17 protein-coding genes are annotated in these 23,565 nt (G+C 45.8%); 7 read left to right on the top strand and 10 right to left on the bottom strand.

Features of this window, described 5'->3' with window-relative positions; genetic code table 11:
* Positions 1 to 199: 199 nt before the first annotated feature.
* Positions 200 to 1,000, bottom strand: a complete 801-nt coding sequence (locus NFHSH190041_RS16000) for a hypothetical protein (protein WP_261922741.1) — start codon at positions 998 to 1,000, stop codon at positions 200 to 202.
* 242 nt (positions 1,001 to 1,242) lie between these two features.
* Positions 1,243 to 2,226, bottom strand: coding sequence for an ion channel (locus NFHSH190041_RS15995; RefSeq protein ID WP_261922740.1), 984 nt, complete (start codon positions 2,224 to 2,226; stop codon positions 1,243 to 1,245).
* A 324-nt stretch (positions 2,227 to 2,550) separates the two neighbouring features.
* Between NFHSH190041_RS15995 and prfB the strand changes: the two genes are divergently transcribed.
* Positions 2,551 to 3,649, top strand: a protein-coding gene (gene prfB / locus NFHSH190041_RS15990) for a peptide chain release factor 2 (RefSeq protein ID WP_261922739.1) whose coding sequence is annotated in 2 segments (ribosomal slippage) — positions 2,551 to 2,625 and positions 2,627 to 3,649 — 1,098 coding nt in all. Because the reading frame shifts where the segments join, the coding sequence is not laid out codon by codon here.
* Positions 3,650 to 3,665: 16 nt separating this feature from the next.
* A complete protein-coding gene (gene lysS, locus NFHSH190041_RS15985; protein ID WP_261922738.1) occupies positions 3,666 to 5,174 on the top strand; it encodes a lysine--tRNA ligase in 1,509 nt (502 codons plus the stop codon).
* Positions 5,175 to 5,273: 99 nt separating this feature from the next.
* Here the strand turns inward: lysS and NFHSH190041_RS15980 are convergent, their stop codons facing one another.
* The 4 genes from NFHSH190041_RS15980 to NFHSH190041_RS15965 all read right to left on the bottom strand — a co-directional run bounded on the left by NFHSH190041_RS15980 (position 5,274) and on the right by NFHSH190041_RS15965 (position 7,926).
* Positions 5,274 to 5,525: a hypothetical protein gene (locus NFHSH190041_RS15980; protein ID WP_261922737.1), complete on the bottom strand. Its 252-nt coding sequence runs from the start codon at positions 5,523 to 5,525 to the stop codon at positions 5,274 to 5,276.
* A 155-nt stretch (positions 5,526 to 5,680) separates the two neighbouring features.
* Complete coding sequence (locus tag NFHSH190041_RS15975) at positions 5,681 to 6,475, bottom strand: DNA-binding domain-containing protein (protein ID WP_261922736.1); 795 nt, start codon at positions 6,473 to 6,475, stop codon at positions 5,681 to 5,683.
* Positions 6,472 to 7,404 (bottom strand): DUF692 domain-containing protein, encoded by a 933-nt coding sequence (locus tag NFHSH190041_RS15970; protein WP_261922735.1) that lies wholly within the window; start codon positions 7,402 to 7,404, stop codon positions 6,472 to 6,474. The genes NFHSH190041_RS15975 and NFHSH190041_RS15970 overlap by 4 nt, the downstream gene beginning before the upstream one ends.
* Positions 7,405 to 7,470: 66 nt before the next feature.
* Positions 7,471 to 7,926, bottom strand: coding sequence for a hypothetical protein (locus NFHSH190041_RS15965; protein ID WP_261922734.1), 456 nt, complete (start codon positions 7,924 to 7,926; stop codon positions 7,471 to 7,473).
* A 392-nt stretch (positions 7,927 to 8,318) separates the two neighbouring features.
* Here NFHSH190041_RS15965 and NFHSH190041_RS15960 point away from each other — a divergent pair, with 392 nt between their 5' ends.
* Positions 8,319 to 11,333: a TonB-dependent receptor domain-containing protein gene (locus NFHSH190041_RS15960; RefSeq protein ID WP_261922733.1), complete on the top strand. Its 3,015-nt coding sequence runs from the start codon at positions 8,319 to 8,321 to the stop codon at positions 11,331 to 11,333.
* 50 nt (positions 11,334 to 11,383) lie between these two features.
* Here the strand turns inward: NFHSH190041_RS15960 and NFHSH190041_RS15955 are convergent, their stop codons facing one another.
* The 3 genes from NFHSH190041_RS15955 to NFHSH190041_RS15945 all read right to left on the bottom strand — a co-directional run bounded on the left by NFHSH190041_RS15955 (position 11,384) and on the right by NFHSH190041_RS15945 (position 16,493).
* Entirely contained in the window at positions 11,384 to 12,295 is a 912-nt protein-coding gene (locus NFHSH190041_RS15955) for a lysine exporter LysO family protein (RefSeq protein ID WP_261922732.1), read from the bottom strand.
* Between the two features lie 147 nt (positions 12,296 to 12,442).
* Positions 12,443 to 14,317, bottom strand: a complete 1,875-nt coding sequence (locus tag NFHSH190041_RS15950) for a methyl-accepting chemotaxis protein (protein WP_261922731.1) — start codon at positions 14,315 to 14,317, stop codon at positions 12,443 to 12,445.
* A gap of 304 nt (positions 14,318 to 14,621) precedes the next feature.
* A complete protein-coding gene (locus NFHSH190041_RS15945; protein WP_261922730.1) occupies positions 14,622 to 16,493 on the bottom strand; it encodes a methyl-accepting chemotaxis protein in 1,872 nt (623 codons plus the stop codon).
* Positions 16,494 to 17,005: 512 nt separating this feature from the next.
* Here NFHSH190041_RS15945 and NFHSH190041_RS15940 point away from each other — a divergent pair.
* Positions 17,006 to 18,001 (top strand): SGNH/GDSL hydrolase family protein, encoded by a 996-nt coding sequence (locus NFHSH190041_RS15940; protein WP_261922729.1) that lies wholly within the window; start codon positions 17,006 to 17,008, stop codon positions 17,999 to 18,001.
* 30 nt (positions 18,002 to 18,031) lie between these two features.
* Here the strand turns inward: NFHSH190041_RS15940 and kch are convergent, their stop codons facing one another.
* Positions 18,032 to 19,243: a voltage-gated potassium channel protein gene (gene kch, locus NFHSH190041_RS15935; protein WP_261922728.1), complete on the bottom strand. Its 1,212-nt coding sequence runs from the start codon at positions 19,241 to 19,243 to the stop codon at positions 18,032 to 18,034.
* Between the two features lie 905 nt (positions 19,244 to 20,148).
* Between kch and NFHSH190041_RS15930 the strand changes: the two genes are divergently transcribed.
* The 3 genes from NFHSH190041_RS15930 (at position 20,149) to NFHSH190041_RS15920 (ending at position 23,548) form a co-directional block, all read left to right on the top strand.
* A complete protein-coding gene (locus tag NFHSH190041_RS15930) occupies positions 20,149 to 22,191 on the top strand; it encodes a multiheme c-type cytochrome (protein ID WP_261925158.1) in 2,043 nt (680 codons plus the stop codon).
* An 81-nt stretch (positions 22,192 to 22,272) separates the two neighbouring features.
* Positions 22,273 to 22,704, top strand: coding sequence for a rhodanese-like domain-containing protein (locus tag NFHSH190041_RS15925; RefSeq protein ID WP_410010883.1), 432 nt, complete (start codon positions 22,273 to 22,275; stop codon positions 22,702 to 22,704).
* A gap of 82 nt (positions 22,705 to 22,786) precedes the next feature.
* Positions 22,787 to 23,548 carry an FKBP-type peptidyl-prolyl cis-trans isomerase gene (locus tag NFHSH190041_RS15920; protein WP_410010882.1) on the top strand — a complete coding sequence of 254 codons (762 nt, stop codon included), beginning with the start codon at positions 22,787 to 22,789 and terminating at the stop codon, positions 23,546 to 23,548.
* The last annotated feature ends 17 nt before the right edge of the window (positions 23,549 to 23,565 follow it).

The following is a 23,565-nucleotide window of genomic DNA, read 5'->3' as shown; positions in this document are numbered from 1 at the left end:
ACAGGCGGCTGACATTATTTGTGCCAGCGGCTTGGGGGAAGTCAAAGCGCATGTAGCCGGCAAGCGGGGCAAGTATACTCAAGCCGCTTCCCGGCAACGGTCTGGCCAGATAAAATTTGTCGCAAAATGGTGATTGAGATCACGTTTTAGCTGATATTTTATTATTTTGTCGCCGAACTGTGCAGTATTGGTTGGCGGTTTAGTTAGATGTTTTGTTGTTATCTGTAATGGTGGGGGCTGGATTGAGAGCGTTGCAATCAATATCCCCGTTATATCTACCACCACGGGGGTTGAAAAAGGTGACATTACAGAACTGATGGTCGTTATTTACATAATTAAAATTCACGTTATCACCTTTTATTAAATATGCTTTTTGCTGTCGTCTGACTTTGTGCGGCATATCTTGACGATAAAAGTATGCCCGCGGACGATTGATTGAGTAAGACGGATAACGGCTGCAGTCGATAGGAATGCCGGTTAAAGGTAATTGAGCATTATTTTCTGCTACCAGCGTAATATGGTTACTGGTTTGCTGCTGAAGTAAGCGTGGATTGCCGCTGTAGAGATAACACTGCTGTTTATCATTAAGAGTCATCATGCTGAATTGTTGCGCTAACAATGCTGATTTACTTCGGTAGATTTGGTGGTAGCTTGTATGTCGATCCCGCCATAGGGTGAAAGTGAGATAAGCCGCACTCCCCTCAAGTAGTTCGCGACTGTTATCTTGCTCGGTAAGAGCCATGATGGGCTCCAGTTGCGCGTCTATCCATGTCTGGGTCTTGGCAAAATCTGATGCCATAGGGTGATGTAACCCACACAGAGAAAGGCGACTACCAAGGCCATTTAGTTGGCTGTCAAATGTAAGGTGTAGACAATCGAGATAAAAACCATCAGCTTGGTAAGTAAAGGTGGCGTAATATTCGATAACTCGCATTGAATCGCTACTGTAGTAGATTGCTGGTTGGTCTAGATAGTCTGTGAATGCCAAGGTGTTGTTCATTCCGTTCTCTGGTGAGAACTTGAATGAATGATGGATTTCATCATCTGTGAATATAATGTGGTTGTTGGAATATTGGTAAGGCGACGACGCAGCCAGAAGTTGTTGGCTGATTAATAGTCCAGCCAGACAGAGATAATATTTCAATGGATAAACCAGATAACCTGTTGTAATGAGGGTTGTAGTTTACTCAGCTTGCTATTTTATACGGATAAGTTTGTGTTTAATCGCGACCTTGATTGTGGCTAACGGGTCATTTTTTTGACAAAAACCACCACAAATAAAGCGATAGTGAAGCTACCGCTAAAGGCTTCAAGTGCGGCGATGGCTCTGGAAATCCCCACTGGCGTGAAATCGCCATATCCTAATGTGGTGAAAGTGACCACTGAGTAGTACAAGCAATTAAAAAATAATGAAAGATTCTCGGCCGGAGAATTAGTCGGTTCAAATACCAGTAATTGGCCATCGTAATTGAGCCCAGTAAAGCAGTAACACACGGCGCAAATAAGAATAAGGACGCCGGAAAAGCCAATTACACGCAGTGGCGCTTCACCATAGCCACAGAACAGATCGATCAGTTTTGAGACGCCTCTGGCGATAGAAAATCTTGGCATTTGGCGGCGGCGCATGGTGAGTTCATGGCGGATATACTGGCCAGACATACCGAATAATCCTTCCCGCTCGGCGGCTTTTCTTAAATCTCGGTAAATCTCTTCTGCTTGTTCAAAGTAATCTCGGGCAATTTCGGTTTCACCTAACCGCTCAGCTTCATGGGCCATTTGTTCCTGTTTCAGTTCATGGCCGACCTGGATATTTTCAATTTTTGCGCCATTCCATTTAATCCCTAACAGATTGGCACTGTGTAAACCGGCGCGATGAAGATTGGCATCGCGCAAATCCGCTTTCATCAGATTGGCTTGGGCTAGACGCAGGTTAAACATATGGGCACCGGAAAGATTGGCGCGATAAAGATCGGCATGGCTCATATCAAAACTGGTTTTGCTGTGGTGTTTGACCAGATCGATACCTTCGAAATTGGCCCGGCGCAGGCTGACACCCCGCAGCATGCCGCCATTGCGGGCAAATTGTTCAAATTTTTCCCTGTCGTCTGGGTGATTCTTAATTATCGCAGGATCATGCCAATAGCATAATCCGGAGGGACCGGCAGGCTCATTACAGCAATGACCTTCGATTTCTTGATAGCAGCAGGCAGTACGAGTTTCATCCATGGCAATGAGTATAGGCTTCCTTTATAACCTCACGGTGACAAAACTAATTATTTGTTAATCTAGCAACGAAATCAGCTTCATGCATAACTTAGTATGGTGAGGTTAACGGCGAAAATTACTACAAATATATATATGGCTATTTAAATCAGTTGGTTAGGGGAAGCTTGGTTACAGTTTGTCAGGATGTGTTAATGATTTTGTCTGATTATAGACAAGGGTGCACGCTTGTATAGGTGATTGGTATTAACGCGCCGTTAAGGTAAAATACAGGGTTTATTTGTATCTGTTCATTTGTGTATTACCTAACCGATAGTTGAAAAGTCCATGTTTGAAGTAAATCCGGTGAAATTTAAGATTAAGGAGCTTGCTGACCGCACTATGCTCCTTAGGGGGTATCTTTGACTATGACGCCAAAAAAGAGCGTCTAGAAGAAGTCACCCGGGAGCTGGAAAGCTCCGATGTGTGGAATGAACCTGACCGTGCCCAAGCACTGGGAAAAGAGCGGTCAAGCCTGGAAGCCGTGGTGGAAACCATTGATACCATGGACTCTGGCCTGGAAGATGTGGAAGGCCTGCTGGAGCTGGCGGTTGAAGAAGATGATGAAGACACTTTCAATGATGTGAAAGCTGAGCTTGATGATCTGGAAACCCGCTTGGCTGAATTGGAATTCCGCCGTATGTTCTCCGGGGATAACGATCAGCTCAACTGCTATCTGGATATTCAATCCGGCTCAGGTGGTACTGAGGCGCAAGACTGGGCCAATATGGTGCTGCGCATGTATCTGCGCTGGGGTGAAGATCACGGTTTTAAACCTGAGCTGATGGAAGTCTCAGATGGGGATGTTGCTGGTATCAAGAGTGCCACCATCCGTTTCGGCGGCGAATATGCTTATGGTTGGTTGCGCACTGAAACTGGCGTTCACCGTCTGGTGCGTAAATCACCCTTTGACTCCAGTGGTCGTCGCCATACATCGTTTTGTTCTGTATTTGTCTATCCAGAAATTGATGACTCGATTGAAATCGATATTAACCCGGCAGATTTGCGAGTTGATACCTATCGGGCATCAGGAGCGGGTGGTCAGCACGTAAACCGGACCGAATCTGCGATCCGTATCACGCACTTACCGACAAATACAGTAGTACAGTGTCAGAATGACCGTTCCCAGCATAAAAACCGGGATACAGCCATGAAGCAGTTGAAGGCGAAACTGTACGAGCTGGAGATGCTCAAGCATAACGCTGAAAAGCAGGCCGCAGAGGATGCTAAGTCTGATATTGGCTGGGGTAGTCAGATCCGTTCTTACGTGTTGGATGATGCTCGTATTAAAGATTTGCGCACCGGCGTTGAAAACCGCAATACCCAGGCCGTACTGGACGGCGATCTGGATAAGTTTATTGAAGCAAGCCTAAAATCCGGGCTATAAGTGAGAAGAGCGGAAAATGACTGAACAAGTTCAAATTCAAGATGAAAACAAGTTGATTGCAGAGCGTCGTGCCAAACTGGCTCACATCCGCAAAGACAGCCCAGCAAATGGCCATCCAAACACCTTCCGTCGTACCCATAAGGCAGCTGAGCTGCTGGCCAAATTTGCCGGTAAATCCAAAGAAGAATTGGAAGCCGAAAATTTCCGCACCAGCATCGCCGGCCGTATTATGGCTAAGCGTGGCCCATTTTTAGTGATCCAGGATGTATCTGGCCGTATCCAGGCTTATGCAGATAAAGATGTTCAAGCTGTTCTGAAAGACAAATACCAAGGTTTGGATATCGGTGACATCATCGGTATTACAGGTACTTTGCATCTGTCAGGTAAAGGCGATCTGTATGTCAACATGGAAGAATACCAGCTGCTGACCAAAGCACTGCGCCCTCTGCCATCTGACTTCTACGGTCTGGCTGACCAAGAAACCCGTTATCGTCAGCGTTATGTTGACCTGATTGTTAACGAAGAATCTCGCAATGCTTTCATCATGCGTTCTAAGGTTGTTGCCGCAATCCGTAGCTTCATGATCAAAAAAGAGTTCATGGAAGTTGAAACACCAATGATGCACGTCATCCCAGGTGGTGCGTCTGCTCGTCCATTTATCACTCACCACAATGCGCTGGACATCGATATGTACCTGCGTATTGCCCCTGAGCTGTATCTGAAGCGTCTGGTTGTCGGTGGTTTTGAGCGCGTATTCGAAATCAACCGTAACTTCCGTAATGAAGGTATTTCTCCTCGTCATAACCCAGAATTCACCATGATGGAATTCTATATGGCGTATGCTGATTACCATGACCTGATGGATCTGACTGAAGAGCTGCTGTGCTCTGTTGCCACTGATCTGCTGGGCAGCCCATTGCTGCCTTACGGTGAGCACACTGTAAACTTTGGTGGTAAGTTCTGCCGTATGAGCATGCTGGAAGCAATTCAGCACCATAACCCAGACAATGCCACCATTCAGGCGATGACTTATGATCAGGTGAAAGATCTGGAATTCATGCGTAATCTGGCTAAGAGCCTGGGCATGGAAGTAGAAACTTTCTGGACCTGTGGTCAGCTGCTGGAAGAGATCTTCGGTGAAACTGCTGAGCCTAAACTGATGCAACCTACCTTCATCACTGGTTACCCAGCGGATATTTCTCCACTGGCTCGCCGTAGCGATGACAATGACTTCCTGACTGACCGTTTTGAATTCTTCATCGGTGGTCGTGAAGTGGCTAACGGCTTCAGTGAGTTGAACGATGCTGAAGACCAAGATGCTCGCTTCAAGGCTCAGGTTGCAGCAAAAGATGCTGGTGACGATGAAGCCATGTTCTATGATGCCGACTATGTACGTGCTCTGGAACACGGTCTGCCACCAACTGCCGGTCAAGGTATTGGTATCGACCGTCTGGTAATGCTGTTTACCAACACTCACACTATTCGTGACGTGATTCTGTTCCCGGCTCTGCGCCCAGAAGCATAATCATTTAAGAAAAGTGTAAAAAAGCCGGCATTAGCCGGCTTTTTGTTTTCTGACAGTTATTAGGTTACACCCATAGTGCGCGTAATATAATTCTTGCTGTTATGCTTCGCTAACCATCACTGTATCGACAATCTGGATCCCCGGTGTTTGGGCCAGAGCTTGGCGCACAGCTACAATTGCTGCCGCCATAGATTCAGCTTGGCGTTCAAAATCCAGTACTAATTTGTCATTAACAGAATGGATTCTGGCATCATCGCATTCAGCTTCTTCTAACTGTACACAGATTTGCTCAAAATCTTCCATCTCAACCAGTGGTGTATCGGTGATCAGGCTGAAACAACAGGTTTTCATGATCCTGTTCCTCTTATAACGTCTCAATTTAAGGGCATTCTAACAGGATGCGCGTCATCAAGGGGATGCTTAATAGAGTAGCCAGTTAACTTTGTTTTTGTTTGGTTCAGTGATGTCGGGGGATTTGTGTCATTGCGGTGAGGGATGAGCCAGTCTTATGGGCTTACCACCTGACGGATAAGCCCCATATCAAACCACGCTTGAAAAGATTGCAGCACCAATGCAGGTGCTTGTTGCGGCTCACTAAATATCAGCATATTTTCACAGAGGGCTGCAAAGTCTTGCCCATTTAGTACCCCTTCAAGCAACGCCTGCTGGTAAGGTTGCAGTGAGATAAACTCGGTTACCCGGCTATTACCCCGCCATAAAAGCCAGCAGCGTGGATAAATACTGTCAGGGTTTGGTGGCGATTGTTGTTGTTTTAGCGCCTGCCAGCACTCCACTGCTGGGGTTTGGCACGTAAATAATTGCACACTGGGGTGTAATCTCAGGCTGGTCGCTGGCCACAGCGCGGCAGGGAGTTGTTGCAGTGTGGTAAATGCTTCTCTAGGTGCATCTGCGGCATCGTAAGCTGTGAGTAGCAGGCGTTCAAACTGTGCCAATTCAGCAAGTAATGGGTATTGGCTAAAAAAAGCATCTTGTCGTAGAAATTGTGGCAAATTATCACAAAACTGTCGTAATGAGCGATGCCGAGATGGATAAGCACTTAGGTAGCCATCGAGCATTTGAGCAAACAATTCATCACCAAGGTAAAGGCATAATTGTTCATGATCTGTCTCAATGGTTTCCTGCAACCGGATCCGATAAGCATTGGCGTAGATTTGTAGTCGTATCGCTGGAGCAATTGCGCCGCCCTGTTGCAGCAACTGTTCTGCTGCCTGTTGTTGCTGCGGCGATTGTGTCAACAAATAATCCATCATAATGTCTTGGGTTTGTGCCAGCTTACTCATGATACTTTCCCTGAACGTGGTATTGATGGATTTGTCGTTTTGCTTTCTATTCTATTCGTTATGTCGTTCTCGCTTGGTCGCGTGTGAGCATAATGGTTGCCGATGACCTCTTGGGCAATATCTCTAGCAATATCCAGTTCCGCTGTCAGAGCCGTAAATTCGGGGATATTGGCATCTCGTTCAATCATGGTGCTAACCGCGCCAAAGCGTTGCAGTGCATAGCGATATAATTGCCATACAGATTCGCAGACATCATGGTCGTGCGTATCAATTACATAGTCGCCATAATCACTGTGTCCGGCGAGGTGGAACTGCTGTACTCGTTTAGGGTTAATCTGATCAATAAAGTGCTTTGCCTGAAAACCATGGTTGCGGGCACTGACATAAATATTGTTGATATCCAGCAGAATTAGACTGTCTGAGTGCTCAGCAACCTGATTGATAAATTCCCACTCAGTCATTACCGAATCTTTGTAGGTGAGATAGCTGGAGACATTTTCCAGTAAGATGCGCCGCCCAAGGAAATCTTGTACCTGACGGATCCTATCGCTGACATGGGCAACGGTTTCCTCGGTGTAAGGCAGTGGCAATAGATCATGACTATTAACGCCATGTACACCAGTCCAGCAGATATGATCGGATATCCAAGCTGGATTGACTGTATTAACCAGTTGTTTGAGTGAGCGAAGATAAGCCATATCCAGCGGATCTGTACTGCCGATAGACATGGAAACGCCATGCATAACTAAGGGGTATTGCTCAGCGATTGCATCGAGGTAATATCTGGGTTTCCCGCCAGCAACCATATAATTTTCTGACAAAATTTCGAACCAATCGATAGCTGGTCGTTGCTGCAAGATATGCTCAAAATGTGGCGTGCGAAGCCCAAGGCCAAAGCCGAGAAAAGGGTGGGTCAGTGTGCTCTGCAAAGGGGCTCCATAATGTTGTGAGTCGATGGCAGGCCCGTCATTTTGCCGGGCCTGATACGTGCTAAATTAGGATCCCACTTTACCGCCTGCATCACTACAAGCTTTGGCTGGCACAGCGACAAAACCATGGCCTTTACAACTACCATGGCCAGCACAAGCATTGTTGGCAGACTTACAGTCGTTATGGCCTTTGCAGACATTAATGCCGTAACAGTGAACTAATTCTGATTGAGAAATTTGCCCGACCCAATCATCTTTAACTTTTCCGCCAATATCACCGCAGGCCTTGGATGGCATGGCAACAAAACCTGTGCCTTTACAGCTGCCGTGGCCACCACAAGCATTGTTTGCGCCTTTGCAGTCATTGTGTCCTTTACAGACATTGACACCATAGCAGTGCACCAAATCCGCCCGTCCGGCAGATGATGCTGTAGGGGCATCCTGAGTGCTCTGACAGCCGGACATACCAGCCATGGCCAGTGCCAGTGCTGCACCGGACAGTGCTGTTTGGGTTTTCTTCATTTGTGACTCCTCATACTCAGTGTTGTCGGTAACGACCTGTATCAGGTTAGTTCAACTTAACAGTATTGCTACATTTGTGCTACCCAACAAATCGGCCTGTAATGGCGGCTATTGAGTCGATGATTCAGCGCTTATTGCTATTTTTTTCAATGGCTTACATAAAAGTTTTTATCAGCAGTCTAATTTTTAAGTGATTGTTTTTACTAGAAATAGATTTTAAATAGAGCTGTAAAAGGCAAAAAAAAGACCTGTTCAGGCTTGTTTCTACCCTTGTGGACGAAATACAAATGAATGGCATCACTCGAAACGGGTTGGCCAGACGTGCGGCGGTGTACCCATATTGCAGTTAATGGCAGTAATAGACCTCAGGTGGACAGAAAAAGGGCAATAAAATGAATAAGAAAAAACTGACCAAGCTGGTTCAGGTGGCAATCTTCGGCAGTGCACCTTGTCTGGCAATGGCGGCAGATCCCATTGAAGTCACGGATAAAAGTCATTCACAGAACACAGCCAAAACGCCAAAGCAGGTGGCAGAGCATAACGTTGAGAAAATTACCGTCACCGGTTCACGTATCCGCCGAGATAGTTTTTCGGTTACCACGCCGTTGGCAACTTTGGATAAGGATGCCATTGAGGATGCCGGTATCGGCTCTTTGGCATCAATTTTAGTCGAGGAAATGCCACAGCTTTCTGAAGGTACCAGCAACAGTAATTCCCAATCCAGTGTGCAAAATACCGGCTTATCCACCATAGATCTGCGAGAACTCGGGGTGAATCGTACTTTGACACTGATCGATGGTCGACGTGTGGTTTCCAATAGTTATTCTGGTAACTATGTCAGCCTCAGCACAATACCATCGAGTTTTGTCGATAAAGTCGAAATTATTACCGGAGGAGCATCTGCTGCGTACGGCTCTGATGCTGTCGCAGGGGTGGTGAATATCATTACTAAAAAAGATCAACATGGTTTTAGCATCAATACCCGGGGTGGCGGTGCGCTAGATGGTGGTGGCGAAGAGTTTAGTATTGATGCTGATTATGGTGGCAGTTATGCCGGGGGGGCCGGTTATCTGTTTATGGCTGCCTCCTTTGAAAAAGAATATGGCTTGGATTTTCATGACAGAAAACGAGCACAGCAGCAGGACAGCTGGAAATACGACACTAAGCAGATGTGTAACACCATGCTGACGGAATCAGGTTATCAGTGTATGCGTGATATCACTCAAGCTGACTGGCGCAGTTTAAGTGATTCTCTATATGGTGGTGTCTTTGATGAAAAAAGCAGTACTAAGCCTGACTCAGGTTTCTGGTATGACGGACAAACTCTGAGAACGGATTGGCATGAAGAACGATATGGTATCAATTTCAACCAATTCACCATGTTGAAAGTGCCAGATGAAACCCTAGCGCTGGCCGTGAAGACAGATTATGAATTTGCTGCCGGGCCTCAAGCTTATTTCCAGCTGCAGTTTAGCCGCAATAAGTCGGTTAATACTAAATCACCAGAAAGTGAAGATGAATGTGATGCCATCATTGTGCGTAACCCCAGCACAGGTGAGTTTGGGTCTGACTGTATTGGTCGAATTCCCAAAGATAATCCTTACATGCCGGATGCAATTCGGAATAAAGCTAGCTCTAAAGGGGTGAAATGGGATCGTAATTTTGCTGAAGTGGGCAATATTATTAATGAAAATACCCGGACGACATATCGCTCTTGGGCCGGTTTGCGCGGGGATATCTGGGATGACTGGCAGTGGGATATTTCCCTCGGATATGGCAAGTTCCGTCAAGAGCAACAGCGTCATAATGAACTGTATGTCGCCAGAGTTCGTGAAGCGCTTGATGCTGAGCAACTGGCCGATGGCACCATTCAATGTCGGGATGAAACTGCCAGAGCCAATGGCTGCGTGCCGTTAAACCTATTTGGGGCGGGTTCTATTACGCCAGAGGCTGCCGACTATATTCGTGCCAACCCTTCAATCACCACAGATATTTCTATGGTAAATGTGCTGGGTTATATGACGGGGGATTTGTTTACTCTGCCTGCCGGCCCTGTTGCATCCGCGTTTGGTTTTGAATATCGCCGGGATAGCCAAAGTGTTGCCACGAATGTGCCGAATGGTGGGGTGACCTTTAACTATGTGCCTGCCTTTAAGGGTGATGTTGATGTTTATGAGGTTTTCGCAGAAGCATCAGTGCCGCTCCTGCGGGATTTGCCCGCAGTGGAAAATCTGTCATTGGATATGTCACTGCGTTTAGCTGATTACAGCTGGTCTAACACGGATCTGGTGACCAGTTATAAAGCTGGTTTTATTTATGAACCGCTATCGGGGTATATGCTGCGGGCGAACTGGGCGACTGCGCAGCGGGCGCCAAGTATTACTGAACTGCTTTCGCCACCGCGAGGAGATTATGACTCTTTCAATGATCTTTGTGATGGTGTGACGGTAACGTCCACGGGGGCGGGGCACAGTAACTGTCGTCAGGATCCTGGCATTGCGGCGACCATTGCTGCTGATGGTGTATTTGAAGACGACAACAATGGTTACTCACCAAATGCCGGAAATGCGGAGTTGAAAGAAGAATCAGCAAAAACCTTTACGCTTGGGCTATCTATGGCGCCGGAGTTTATTGATGGGTTGAAGCTAGCATTGGATTATTATGACATTACAACAGATGATGCGATGAGCTCTTATAGTAACGAAGACATTATTGGTTTTTGTTACAACTCTTCAATGCCTTATGGGGCTGATAATGAGTTTTGCCGGGACATTAAACGTGACTCTGATGGACAGCTGGTGGAGGTCTTGCAGCGGGTAATTAATGCCGATGAGCTACGCACCAGTGGGTATGACATTGCCATGTTGTATAAATACGACTTAAATCAGTGGGGTAGGTTGAAGCTGAAACTGGACTGGACCCATGTGATTGATTACACCATCACCGCGACAGGCCCGGATGGTCAATATAGTGAGAGTTATGCTGGGCTGCTATCTACCGATATTTTTAAGGATAAGGGGGCAGCGTCTTTGACTTGGTACAAGGATGATTGGCGGATACGCTGGAGTAGCCGTTACAAAGGTCCTGTACGTCGTAGTCAGTCAACCCATGATAGTTGGGAAAAAGCCATGGCAGCCAATACTGAGCGTTGTGCTGCCGGTGAGGCTAGCTGTGTCGCCAATCCGGAATCACTATGGGGCAGTGAATTGCCATCAGTGACAACCCATAATTTGTCAGTGTCATATGATATGAACTTTGACGAGACTGATGTACGCATTTATGGCGGTATCAATAATCTGTTTGATGAGACCGGCCCCTTTATCCTTGGCGGTAAGGGAAATTTTGACAGTGCCTATGGCGGCGGTATGGGACGCTTTATGTTCCTTGGTGCCAGAATGCAGTTTTAACACCATTAGCTATATTGCCAGTTAGCCGGCCTTGCGCTGGCTTTTTTGCGCTATAGCGTCAAGAAAAAGGTGATCAGTACCGGAACCAGTAGGCTGAGAATAAAGCCACTGACAATGGCGATGGGAACAAATTTGTTGCCACCACTTTGTTGGATCACCGGTAAGGTAAAGTCCATGGCAGTGGCTCCGGCATAGCCTACTGATGTGGCAGGAAATCGAGCTATCAATGCCGGGATAATTAAAATGGCAACCATTTCTCGTAGCAGTTCATTTAAAAAGGCACCCCCTCCCAATACAGGCCCCAAATGATCGGTTACCAAAATACCGGTGAGCGAGTACCAGCCAAAGCCTGAGGCCATTGCCAACCCTTGGGTAAGTGGAATCTCAAGCCAAATAGCGGCCAACATACCCCCGGGCAGGGATGACAATGCAACAAGGAGTGCTAAGACAATACCTTTGGTATTCAGCAGGATCTGTTTTAGCGGCATGGCACTGTTACGTAGACTGATACCGATTAACAGCAGTAGCAACAGCAAAATACCTTCACTGGCACTGTCGACCCAGAATAGACAACCCGGAAAAAAGCTTCTGGCCGTAAGGCCACTCAGTAGTCCCAGCACCACGGCCAAAATCAATTTACCTGACCCTAGCAGCATGGCTTTAATTGGCAGTGCTGTTTTTTGGGCGTTGACCTCTGTCTGCCAGCAGCGATCCAATATGGGAAGGACGAGAAGATTACAGGCACTGATGCAGATAAACAGCACGCCAGCAATATGAAGAATTTGGCCTAGGTTATGGCCCAGTTGATCCATCTTGGCCAGACTGAGCCCCATGAGAAATAGAATCACAACCACCAGACGGCTGCAACTGAGATCGATGAGCCGTAGTTTCTCTACTTGCTGTAATTTGACGCAGTAGCCCAGCAGTAGTGGCACAATGACAAACAGTAACCCACTTAGCACAAATTTATTTCCCTATAACAACAATTGGCGCCACTCTAGCTAGCCGGGCGATGAAAGTAAATCCTCCCGATTAGGCGATAATCACAATACAGAAAATAAAACAGCGCCTGATAGGCGCTATGGTGAGCTGTGTTTCCCTTGCAGGGATTACAGTCGGAAAGTTGAGACGTGATTAGCCAGTTCTTCAGCGCGATTTTTCAGCAATTTGGCTTGCTCGTATCCTTGGCTGGCACCAGCAAATATTTCATCGGTGACATCTTTAATTACTACGGTATTTTGGGTAATTTCGGCAGTGACCTGAGTTTGCTCTTCTGCTGCGGTCGCTATTTGTCCCGCCATATCAGAAATTAGCGCGACGGCTGTAGATATTTCTTCTAATGCTCCTGCGGCTGCATCAGCATCACTGACACTGTGTTTGGCTAACAGTTGGCTGGCCTGCATTAACTCAACGGCATTCGCTGTTGTGTTTTGCAACGTTTCGATAGTCGCGTGGATCTTTTTGGTGGATTCTTGAGTGCGGTGTGACAGTTCCCGTACTTCATCGGCAACCACGGCAAAACCACGGCCTTGTTCACCCGCCCGAGCCGCTTCAATGGCAGCGTTGAGGGCAAGCAGGTTGGTTTGCTCGGCAATGCCCTGAATGGTTGATAGTACGCCGCTGATAGCCTTAGCATGGCAACTTAGTTCACCGATAACGCTGGTGGCTTCTTCGACTTCATTGGCAAGCGAGGTAATTGAACTGCGGGTTTGTTCTACCAGTGCTTTACCTTGTTGACTACTGATGGAAGACTGCTGAGCCGCAGTGGCCGTTTGCTCGGCATTTTGAGCGATTTCCTGTGTAGCGGATGTCATTTCTGTCACGGCAGTGGCTACCATATTGACTTCCTGTTGCTGTCTGCTCAGTTCTTCAGCGGTTCGACGATTGTTCTCCAAACTGGTATCTGCATCACTACCTAATTGAATGGACAATTGACGAATATGACTGATTAGCTTGTGCTGGCTGCCGACAAAACGATTGAAGCTACTTGCCAGTTTACCCACTTCATCGTCATTATTAATTTCAATTCGACGAGTGAGATCGCCATTACCATCAGCAATGTTTTCCAATGCTAGGCCGACATGGGTAAGGGGTTTTAACTGGCGGCTGATCAGAACATAAATCACAGCAACGCTGAATAGTAGTACAGATAGAGCAATGAGTAATTCTGTTACTAGCATATGCTGTAGTGGCATTTCTAGTGCGGATTTGTCCAATACAAATAATAGTTGCCAGTCTTCACCGGGAATAGCTTCTGCCCATATCAATTTGTCAGCGTTTTCACTGTCTAAGTGCAGTGATAAAAAGGTCTGTTGCTGTCGACTGGCTTCCAGTAAGTGATGAGATAAATTGTTATCAATTTCACTAACTGGCAGCATGGTTTTAGCGGCATCTTTATACGCAATTACGGTACCATCATTTTGCATTAAAATAGCAAAACCTGCGGCGGGTAATTTCATATTCACAATATTTTGAATAATACTATCAATCGCGACATCGGCCCCGACAACACCATGGGTAATAGGTTGAGCAATGGTTATCACCAAACAATGGTTACTTTTTCCCATATAGGGGTTGGTCACAATTTGTTTTTGTTGTTGTTCGGCTTGCTGATACCAGGGGCGATTGCGGGGATCATAATTGGCATATTTAACACTTGGATTTGAGTTAGTTATTTGACCATCTTTTTGTCCGTAATAAGTCATTTGAAATTGACCGGAGATTTTGGCTTGTCTCAGGCTGGAGAGTAGGTTTTGATTAGAGATTGATTCTGCTAACCCCGAGACAACATTTCGGTGAGAGAGCAACCAAGAAGTGATCTGTTGAGCTTGAAGATTTCCCAATCGTTGAATTTGATTAAAGCTGTTTTTAATTAATTGCTGTTTTTGACTGTGATAGCCATTCCATGACAATAATAAAATGATTAAGCATAGAGCTAATGTCACAGGGAGTAATATTTTTTGTTTAAGGGATAGAGTGGACATATTTTATTTCAACTTTTAGATATACAAGGGATTGATAATGGTGTTCTTATTGGTTAAGTGAAAATTCATTTATATCAATTAGATAGTCTCACAAAACATCTAGTGGTTGAATGGGGTATAGTGGAAAAGTCATAGCCCTTTTATTTGTTTTTAGCGCATTAAAAATAATATTTAATAATTGTTGAATAGAGTGTAATTAAATTGTTTGTTAAACAAAGCTATTTTATTTTTAGCAATATAAATACAGCAAAAATAAAGGCGCCAATAGGCACCTTTATTTACAGGGAAAATGCTTAATTTAAAACTACAGTTTAAAAGTCGCAACCTGGGTAGATAGTAATTCAGCCCGTTGTTTCAGATTTCGGGCTTGTTCAAGTCCTTGTATTGCAGTCGTGGAAATCTCATCAGTTACATCTTTGATGGCCACAGTATTTTGGGTGATTTCACCCGTAACTTGGGTTTGCTCCTCTGCAGCAGTAGCAATTTGTCCAGCCATATCTGAGATTAGCGCAATGGCAGAGGTGATCTCCTCCAAGGCTTCCACTGCGGCGGTAGCATCCGTTACGCTTAGTTTGGCCAGCGACTGACTCGCTTGCATCATCTCGACAGCTCCGGCGGTAGTGCTTTGCAGAGTCTCAATCGTGCTATGGATTTCCTTAGTAGATTCCTGCGTACGATAAGACAATACCCGTACTTCATCTGCAACTACGGCAAAACCACGCCCTTGCTCTCCGGCTCGAGCTGCTTCAATTGCTGCATTTAGAGCTAACAAATTGGTTTGTTCTGCAATGCCCTGAATGGTAGTTAATACACCACTGATATCCTGAGCATGCTGATGTAGTTCGGCAATAACACTAGTTGCTTGCTCCACTTCATCAGCGAGAGAGGTAATTGACTGACGGCTTTTTTCCACTAAAGCTTTACCTTGCTGGCTGTTTAAGGAAGATTCTTCCGCTGCAGTGGCTGCTTGCTCAGCATTTTGGGCAATTTCCTGTGTGGCTGACGTCATTTCCGTAACTGCCGTTGCCACCATATTGACTTCCTGTTGTTGCCGTTGCAGTTCATCACTCGATGTTTGGTTACGATTCAGACTTAGGTCTGCTTCCGCATCGAGTTCACCAGCCATCTGGCGGATATGACCGATTAATTCATGTTGGCTACTGACAAAACGGTTAAAGCTATCAGCTAAATGTCCCACCTCATCTTGAGTATCCACTTCAATTCGACGGGTTAAATCACCGCTGCCATCAGCGATATTTTCTAGCGCTAGGCTAACGTGAATAAGAGGTTTTAACAGTTTGCTGATCAGAAAATATATCGCTGGAATACTTACCAATAAAGCTAGGAACGCGATCAGTAATTGGCTGAACAGCATATGCTGTAATGGTGCTTCCAGTGTAGATTTGTCCAATACCATGAGTAATTGCCAATCTTCTCCGGGAATGGCTTCGGCCCATACGAGTTTATCTGCACGCTCACTGTCTAAATGCAATGGTAAAAATGTCTGTCGTTTTAAACTGGCCTGTACTAGGTGGTTTGATAAGTTATTATCGATCTCATTAACCGGCGACATCGTTTTATTCGCATCTCGGTAGGCAATTACGGTGCCATCGCTTTGGATCAGAATGGCAAAGCCATTGGCCGGTAATTCCATATCAACAACATTTTTGACAATCTTATCAATGGCCAAATCAGCCCCTACCACGCCATTAGCAATAGGTTGGGCGATGGTAATCACTGTCTTACCATAAGCCATATCAATATAAGGCTTGGTAATAATTTGTTTTTGGGCTTTTTCCGCATCTTTGTACCAGATACGGGTACGAGGATCATAACCGGTATAATCTACTTCTCGGTTCGAGCTGGTCATTTGACCATTATTTTCCCCGAAGAAGGCCATCTGGAAGCGTCCTGAGACTTTAGCTTGTTGTAGACTATTGAGAAGGCTCGTATTTACAGCACCTGCTAGACCATTGACGGCATCGCGACGGGAATGGAGCCAACTACTAATTTCTTCCGCCTGCAATTTACCCAGACGCTGTACCTGATTCAGACTGGTTTGCATTAATTGTTGTTTCTGGCTCTGATAGCTACGCCAGGATAACAATGCAATCACGAGAAATAGCGCCAATAGCACTGATGCAATAATTTTTTGTTTTAACGAAAGGGAGTTCATATTATGTGTTTCATTTTCGGTTCAAAGGAAAATAAAAATACTGCTGAGGATTGTTTGCAGGGATAAAATCTTTCCCCATTAATAACAATCTTCCTCCCTGATGCCCAGTCGAGTATCTCCTGCGAGATAATCGCATATTCAATTGAAAACAGAAAATAGAATATGTATGGATAATGCATACAAATTGAATATTTAGCGATTTATTTTTGGCAACATTCTGATTGTTAAAGTGATATTTAATTACATATCCTTGGGTTGCATTGCTTGTTTTTTGTGCTTTATGAATTTTAGTTGCGAGAAAAATCAGCAAGTGACATTGATTATTTGTGCTACATGCAATTAATTTAATTAGCATTTCAATCTAATAGTGTTTCTTTGCAAACCATACCGTTACATTTGTTGTAGTCTAAGTCCCATTTATGAGATTTATTCCCAAATTTATTTTGCTCATCTACATCATATTGTTTTTCATGAATAAAGCTTAATAGCCGATAACATTGGAGTTTTGCAGTATGACATGGTTTTTCAGATTGACGGCCTGGGTCGCATTGACCTTGTGTTTACCTCTACAGGCTGCCGAAATTAATCGAATAATTGTTTTTGGTGATAGTCTCTCTGATACTGGCAAGATGTATCATAAAATGAAGGGCTATCTACCATCCAGCCCGCCATATTTTGAAGGTCGATTTTCTAACGGTCCAGTTTGGACAGATTTAATCGGCAGTAACCTAGAAAAAAATATTCCATTGATCAATGAAGCTGAGGGGGGCGCGACGGCTGTTAATTATCATGCTCTGAGTTCTCATCCTCAATATAAAGTGATTAATCATTTGGGTTTTGAAATTGATCAGTTTGAAAAACATAATCATTTTACAGGTAGTGATCTAGTCGTTATTTGGATGGGAGCGAATGACTATTTGGCCTATCGCTGGAATAGTGAAAAAGATGCTGAACAGGTTATGTCATCACTATTTACTCAGATTGCCAGATTATCAGTACAGGGTGTTAACCATATTATGTTAGTGAACCTCCCCGATCTAGGGACATCGCCTCAAGCCGTTGAAGCGGGTATTGTTCGTGAGGAAAGTCATATTGCGCAGTATCATAATCGTCGGCTCAGTGAGGTAGTGGCTACCTTGTATAATCCTGAAAAAGTGAAGGTATTTGATATTGCCTCACAATTTAATGACATTATGCTGTCGCCTCAGGATTATGGTTTACAAGATGTGACGACACCTTGTTATGACGGTGGTTACTGGTGGAAACCATTTTCCAGTTATGGCGCCGTACTTGAGAATGCGGAACAGATTAAGCGGGATGCGATTAATAACAACCCGCTATTGGCCCAAGCCTCTGTTGATACTGCTGCTAACTTTGCCAGCTCATTTTCACCAGTAACCTGTCAGGGACACTTATTCTGGGATAAAGTGCACCCCACTTTTGATGTGCATCGCATTATTGCTGCGCGGATGGCTGGTTTTATCAATCAGCAATATCTGCAGCAATAATTAGCATATTCAGATAAAAGCGGTGAAATTTTAGTTGTTTTTATCAAATAGGCCATGGCCGGATGTCAGCAGCATGGAAACCAGTTTGTCATTATCCAGCGGCTCTCCGGCCATAATACTGGCGAGGATTTCACTACCAAACAGTTGGGGTGACAGTACAACATCAGCCTTAACCTGCCTGATCTTATTCATATTTTTTGCATCATTGACCGTGAGCACGGTTTGAGTGCTGGGGCTAAGATCTTTGGCAGACAGCACAATAAAGGCATTGGTGGCATCATCATCAGTTAGCGCGAGTAAGGCTCGGCATTGATTGATCCCGGCCTGCTCCAACAAAGCATTATCAGTACAGTCCCCAGAAAGGATATCCAGAGTGGTTCCGGCACGTTGTTCGATCTGAGCAAAATTATCTTCAGGCTCGCTGGTTAAAATAGTGACATGAAAGCCACGATTCAGCAGTTGGGAGATGGTACCCAATGCCATGACAGACGTGCCGCAGATAATAAAATGATCTTTTCGGTTCATCTTCTGCTGATTTCCTTTAAGAAGTTTGTTTAATCCACCACTGATAAGCGGACCAAAGACAGTGGTCAAAGAAGTCGCAAACACAGTAATGCCTGCAACAATGACCGAAACAGTAAATAGTCTGGCAGGTTCAGTCATGGGAATAATGTCGCCATAACCGACAGTGGTCATCGTGACGATAGAAAAATAAAATGCCGTCATCAAATCATTGATGGCCGGATGAAATCCACTGCCGAAATACAGCGCGCCATAGGTGGAATAAATCAGTAATACGGTAAAACTGATAAAGGCAAAAATACCACCTGCGGTGGCACTGGAGCGGTTAAAGTCTTTGCTCAGTAGTAGCAGAATCAGCAATGTCGTTAGACATAGCGTAATACTGTGGGTCATTTGCGGGTAAAAATGCCAGGTAAAGACCAAGGTGATCAGCAACAGCACAATACTGACCGCCCAAGCGATACGAGCCCGGAATAGTAGCCCGAAGGCATTGAGCATCAAAAACAGGCCAAGCAAAAACCAAGGCCCATTGGCCATACTGGCCCAGTTCATATCGGTAAAGCTGTCAATATGAAATAAGCTGAGCAGGTTGACCGACATGCCCCAGACAGTCTTAAAAATCACCAGACCATTAAGAAAAACCGCTAGTGCGGCTAGGCAGTGGCGCAGCTCCAACCAGAGGCTGAGGCTTTTTTGCCAGAGACGGGATGTTAAAAACAAAACAGGCATCCACCAATAAAACAGATACACAGTATAGGGAAAAACACCAGTGAAACACCAATCAGTACTGTCCTTGGGTGATTTTCTTCAGGGGAATGATGGAATCGCGGCTCATTACCTGCGTGATAACTAACCTTGTTATTGCTTCACTAATAACAGCTGGCTTGCTGTTGGGAGAATCCAAGAAGTCCCCCTCAACTTGTGATGATTTCTTCTGCTACAGATAACTTTCTTTTTCATTTAATCCATGATTACAGCGCAATATCACGTTAACGAGTGTGTGGGCGCTTACATGTGGCTAGTTTGATAAATAGAAGATGAACTCACAGGCGGATGAAGCACATTAACACCGTCACATTGATGGCCATGATTTATCAGTCAGCAGTGATGTTGGGCAATTTTTACTGTCTTTTTCCTTGGCGCAGTGTTTTGGGCGCCTTCCTACTGGGTTATTGGCTCATCAGGCAGCGTAACGGCATATCAAAGCCTCTGTCTGGAATAAAGGATCCTCAAATCGCTGAAAAAACAAACTTGAAAGGTCAATGACCCTAGCGCTGAAACCATGATTATTTCCTGTTTCAGAGAAAAGTGAAAACCTGCATTTAGCGGCCTTAATGGCAGATTTACCGCAATTTCCCCTGTTTATCCTCTCTTACGGCTTTTTAGGGATCGAAAAAATTCTTAAATAGAACTAAAAAAACCGCTTTTACAAATATCAAAATTATGATTTTAAAGGTTTTTTTGTTTTCAGCTTTTTAGGTGTTTGAAACATAGTCCGAATGCGCCGCACTCCCCGTTTTTCTTGCTCCCGATATGAAGAATACGCCTTGCTCAAGTGTATATGTCGTTCAGTGAACTGTCGGGTTTAGTGACATAACAACGAAAAGATAATGTAGGAGTGAATGATGAAACATTGGAAAAACAAAACGGCGCTGGGCGTGTTGTTTTGTCTTGGCACGGTAGCCAGTGCAACTTCCTGGGCGGCACCGAAAGCTGGCGATCCAGGCTATGGTAACCATCAGATGGGCAAATCAGCTCAAGCTGTGATTGCCAATCCAGATCTGACTGAAGAAAGCAAAGGTATTAAAACGCTGCAGGACTATATCGTACAGGAAAAAGAACTATTCGATTTCCTGTTCCAGAATCACCCTGTTTTCAAATATGAAGAGCAAAATCGTCTGTTGGGTACTTATCTCATCTCTGACCGTGCTGCTGAATATCTGGATGAAGGTAACAGTGGTAAATACTCTAAGCACCACGGTCGCCCAATGGCCATTCAGTACCGTTTAGGTGAAAAATCCATTCTGGATTTCCCTAATAAGTTTGTTGGTCCTGAAAAATGTGGTGAGTGTCACGCTGCTCAGTATGAAAAATGGCGCCGTAGCCGTCACGCCCAGACAGTCCGTTTCCCAGGTGAACATCCTGAGGTAGACAATGATCTGGAAAAGACCATGTACAACACCAAAGATACCTCAATCTTACCTGACGGTATCACCCCTGATGCGATTTTCGCCACCATTGGTACCCCACGGACCAAGTACGGTTATATGGATAGCTGGCTGGTACGGGGTTCTTACCACGTACGTGATGGTTTGCTCAAAGACGGTACCGGTACTCTGGTCGCGGGTGCTAACCAGTTCTCCCGTGGTTGGGCTGAGTGGTTGACCCCTGAAAAAGCTAAAGAAATTCAGAAGGTGATCCCAAGTTTCCCAACGACTTTGGAAGAGATTGGTCTGTCCGGTTCTCACCAGTGGGGGATGAGCTCTTACGGTGCTAAATACGAGAAAGAATTCCTGTTCCAGCCTGCGTCTTCTTACTGTGAGGTGTGCCATACCTTCAAGTTTGACTTTAAGACCAAAGATGAGTTCTTCGCCGCACTGGGTAACCCAGAAGAATTGCGTAAGCACACTATCTCAAAAGGTATTACCTGCGAAGAGTGTCACGGCGCCGGTGGTCACTTGGACGGCGGTATCGGTGGCGGCATGCCATCTAACTGTGAACGTTGTCACCAGCGCTTTAACTTTATTGAAGAGCTAGCTGATACCGAGCAGGGTAAGCAGAAGTTGGAATATGCCTTTAATGTGAAGATGAAGTCTTCTTGCCCATCATGCGGTACTGAAGGTTCTCAGATGTTCTCATCTGCACACTATGACAAGGGGATGCGTTGTTCTACCTGTCACGACCCACACGAAGTGACCGGTAACGATTGGCAGTCAAACTTCACCAAGCCTGCGATGAAGAAAGACTGTCAGGATTGTCACGAGCCACAGCGAATCATTGCTGAAAATAGCAAGACGCACAGCGACCAAACTTGTCAGTCCTGTCACATGCCAAACACCGGTTCTTGTGAAAACTTCACTGGTATGCAGTTCCCTGATATGGCTGGTTTCGATGCCGTACGCCGGAGCCACGTGTGGAAGATTGATGTTCACCCAGAGCGCAAGATGCTGAACCCACCAGAAGGCAAGCCGCGTGATGCAGCGGTTAAAGGCTGGACTGTGGCGAAGGATGAAGACGGTCACCACTACCTCGACCTGATGTGGACCTGTGCGCGTACCTCACCATCTGATGCTGACGTAGTAGAGAACAAAGGCTGTCACAGCCCATTCCAGTCTGAACTGGAGAAAGGTCTGCACTATGAAGATCAGCTGGAAATCTACGGTGAAGTACAGAAGTGGCAGAAGCCAGTGAAAGATACCTTCGTTCAAGTTGAACAGGCGATTGAGCGTATCGATCAGCTGCTGGAAGTGACCAAGCTGACCACTGAGCAGAAGACCGAAGTCTACATGCTGACTGAAAAAGCTCAGGAAGCACTGGATCTGGTGAAGGCTGACGGCTCTTGGGGTGTTCATGGTCCGCGCTACACCAAGAAGCGTCTGGATGCTGCACTGACTTATGTTACCCAGGCTCAGTCCATCATTGATGGCTCTTTGACCGCCAAGAAGTAAGTCGCAAGGCACTTGCCGGGATGATCCCGGTAAGTCCTTCAACATCAGCCCCGGGGCCTTGCCCGGGGCTACATGGGAAAGATGATGAAGAAGTTAATCACACAGTTTGTAATTTCATTAGCGCTATTAAGCGGTTCAGGCGCGGCATTAGCGGGTGGGGGTGAAGAGATGTCACCGGCAGTGCGCCACGATATCAACCCTAAATATGTCAGCTTGACAGAAGGAGAGATGCTTTATAAGCGCGGTGATGTTTATTTTTTTGACGTAAATACGCTCGAGATCTGGGCTGAGGGATATATCCCGGGAGCGGTTTTTTTCAATGTACAGAATTGGAGAGAGTTACTTCCAAAGAATAAAGACGCCGAAATGGTGTTCTATTGTGCCAACCGTCTGTGTACTGCCAGTGCGGTGGCCGCCCGGGAAGTAATGAAGCTGGGATACACCCATGTGATGCAGATGCCTGATGGTATCTATGGCTGGCGTATGTCTGGCAGACCCTTTGAAAGACCTTAACCTTTACCCGGTCGGCGCGCCTTTCCCTGCACCTGGCGGCGTCGGCCAACCCTATGCCCACTGTAATAAAGAGAATTTGCTGATGAAAATGTTCAAAAAAACCTTCCTCGCTACCGGTATTGCCCTGCTGATGAGCACCACTGTTGGGGCGGTTGAACTCAAATCGGATCAAGACCGTGAGTCCTATGCCCTGGGATCGTCCGTGGGCAAGTATATGTCCAACCAAATCTATAACCAGCTGGAACTGGGCGCAGAGATCAATATGGACAATGTGGTGGCCGGCTTTGTTGATGCGCTGAAAAACAAGTCAGAAATCAGTGAAGAAGATGTGGTGACCCTGCTGAATCAACGATTGGAGTTTTTGAACGGCAAGCGCGATATGTTGGTGGCCAAGCAACAAGCGGAAAATAAAGTCGCTGGCGAAGCTTTCCTGATTGAAAACAAGCTAAAAGATGGCGTGACTGTAACTGAGTCTGGCTTGCAATACGAAGTACTGACCATGGGCAGCGGCAACAAGCCAAAAGCGGAAGATGTGGTGACAGTGAACTTCGTCGGTAAGTTGATTGACGGCACTGAGTTTGAATCCACTTACAGCCAGAACAAGCCTGCCCGTGTTGCACTGATGACCCTGATTGAAGGTTGGCAAGAAGGTCTGCAGCTGATGCCGGCTGGCTCAACATTCCGCTTTACCGTGCCTGCCGCGCTGGCCTATGGCAAAGAGGGCGCAGGCGCTGTACCACCAGAGTCTACCTTGGTGTTTGATATCGAGCTGGTCAAAGTGGAAGTGCAGAAAGACAAAGTGCCCACCATGGGCAGTATGGGCGGCATGATGTCCGCACATTAACCGAATGCAGGGTGGGA

Origin of the sequence: Shewanella sp. NFH-SH190041 (genome assembly GCF_024363255.1) — a bacterium.
In the GTDB taxonomy this organism is placed as follows: domain Bacteria; phylum Pseudomonadota; class Gammaproteobacteria; order Enterobacterales; family Shewanellaceae; genus Shewanella.
Note: the sequence above shows the minus strand (reverse complement) of the source record. Positions and strands in the feature narration are given on the sequence as shown.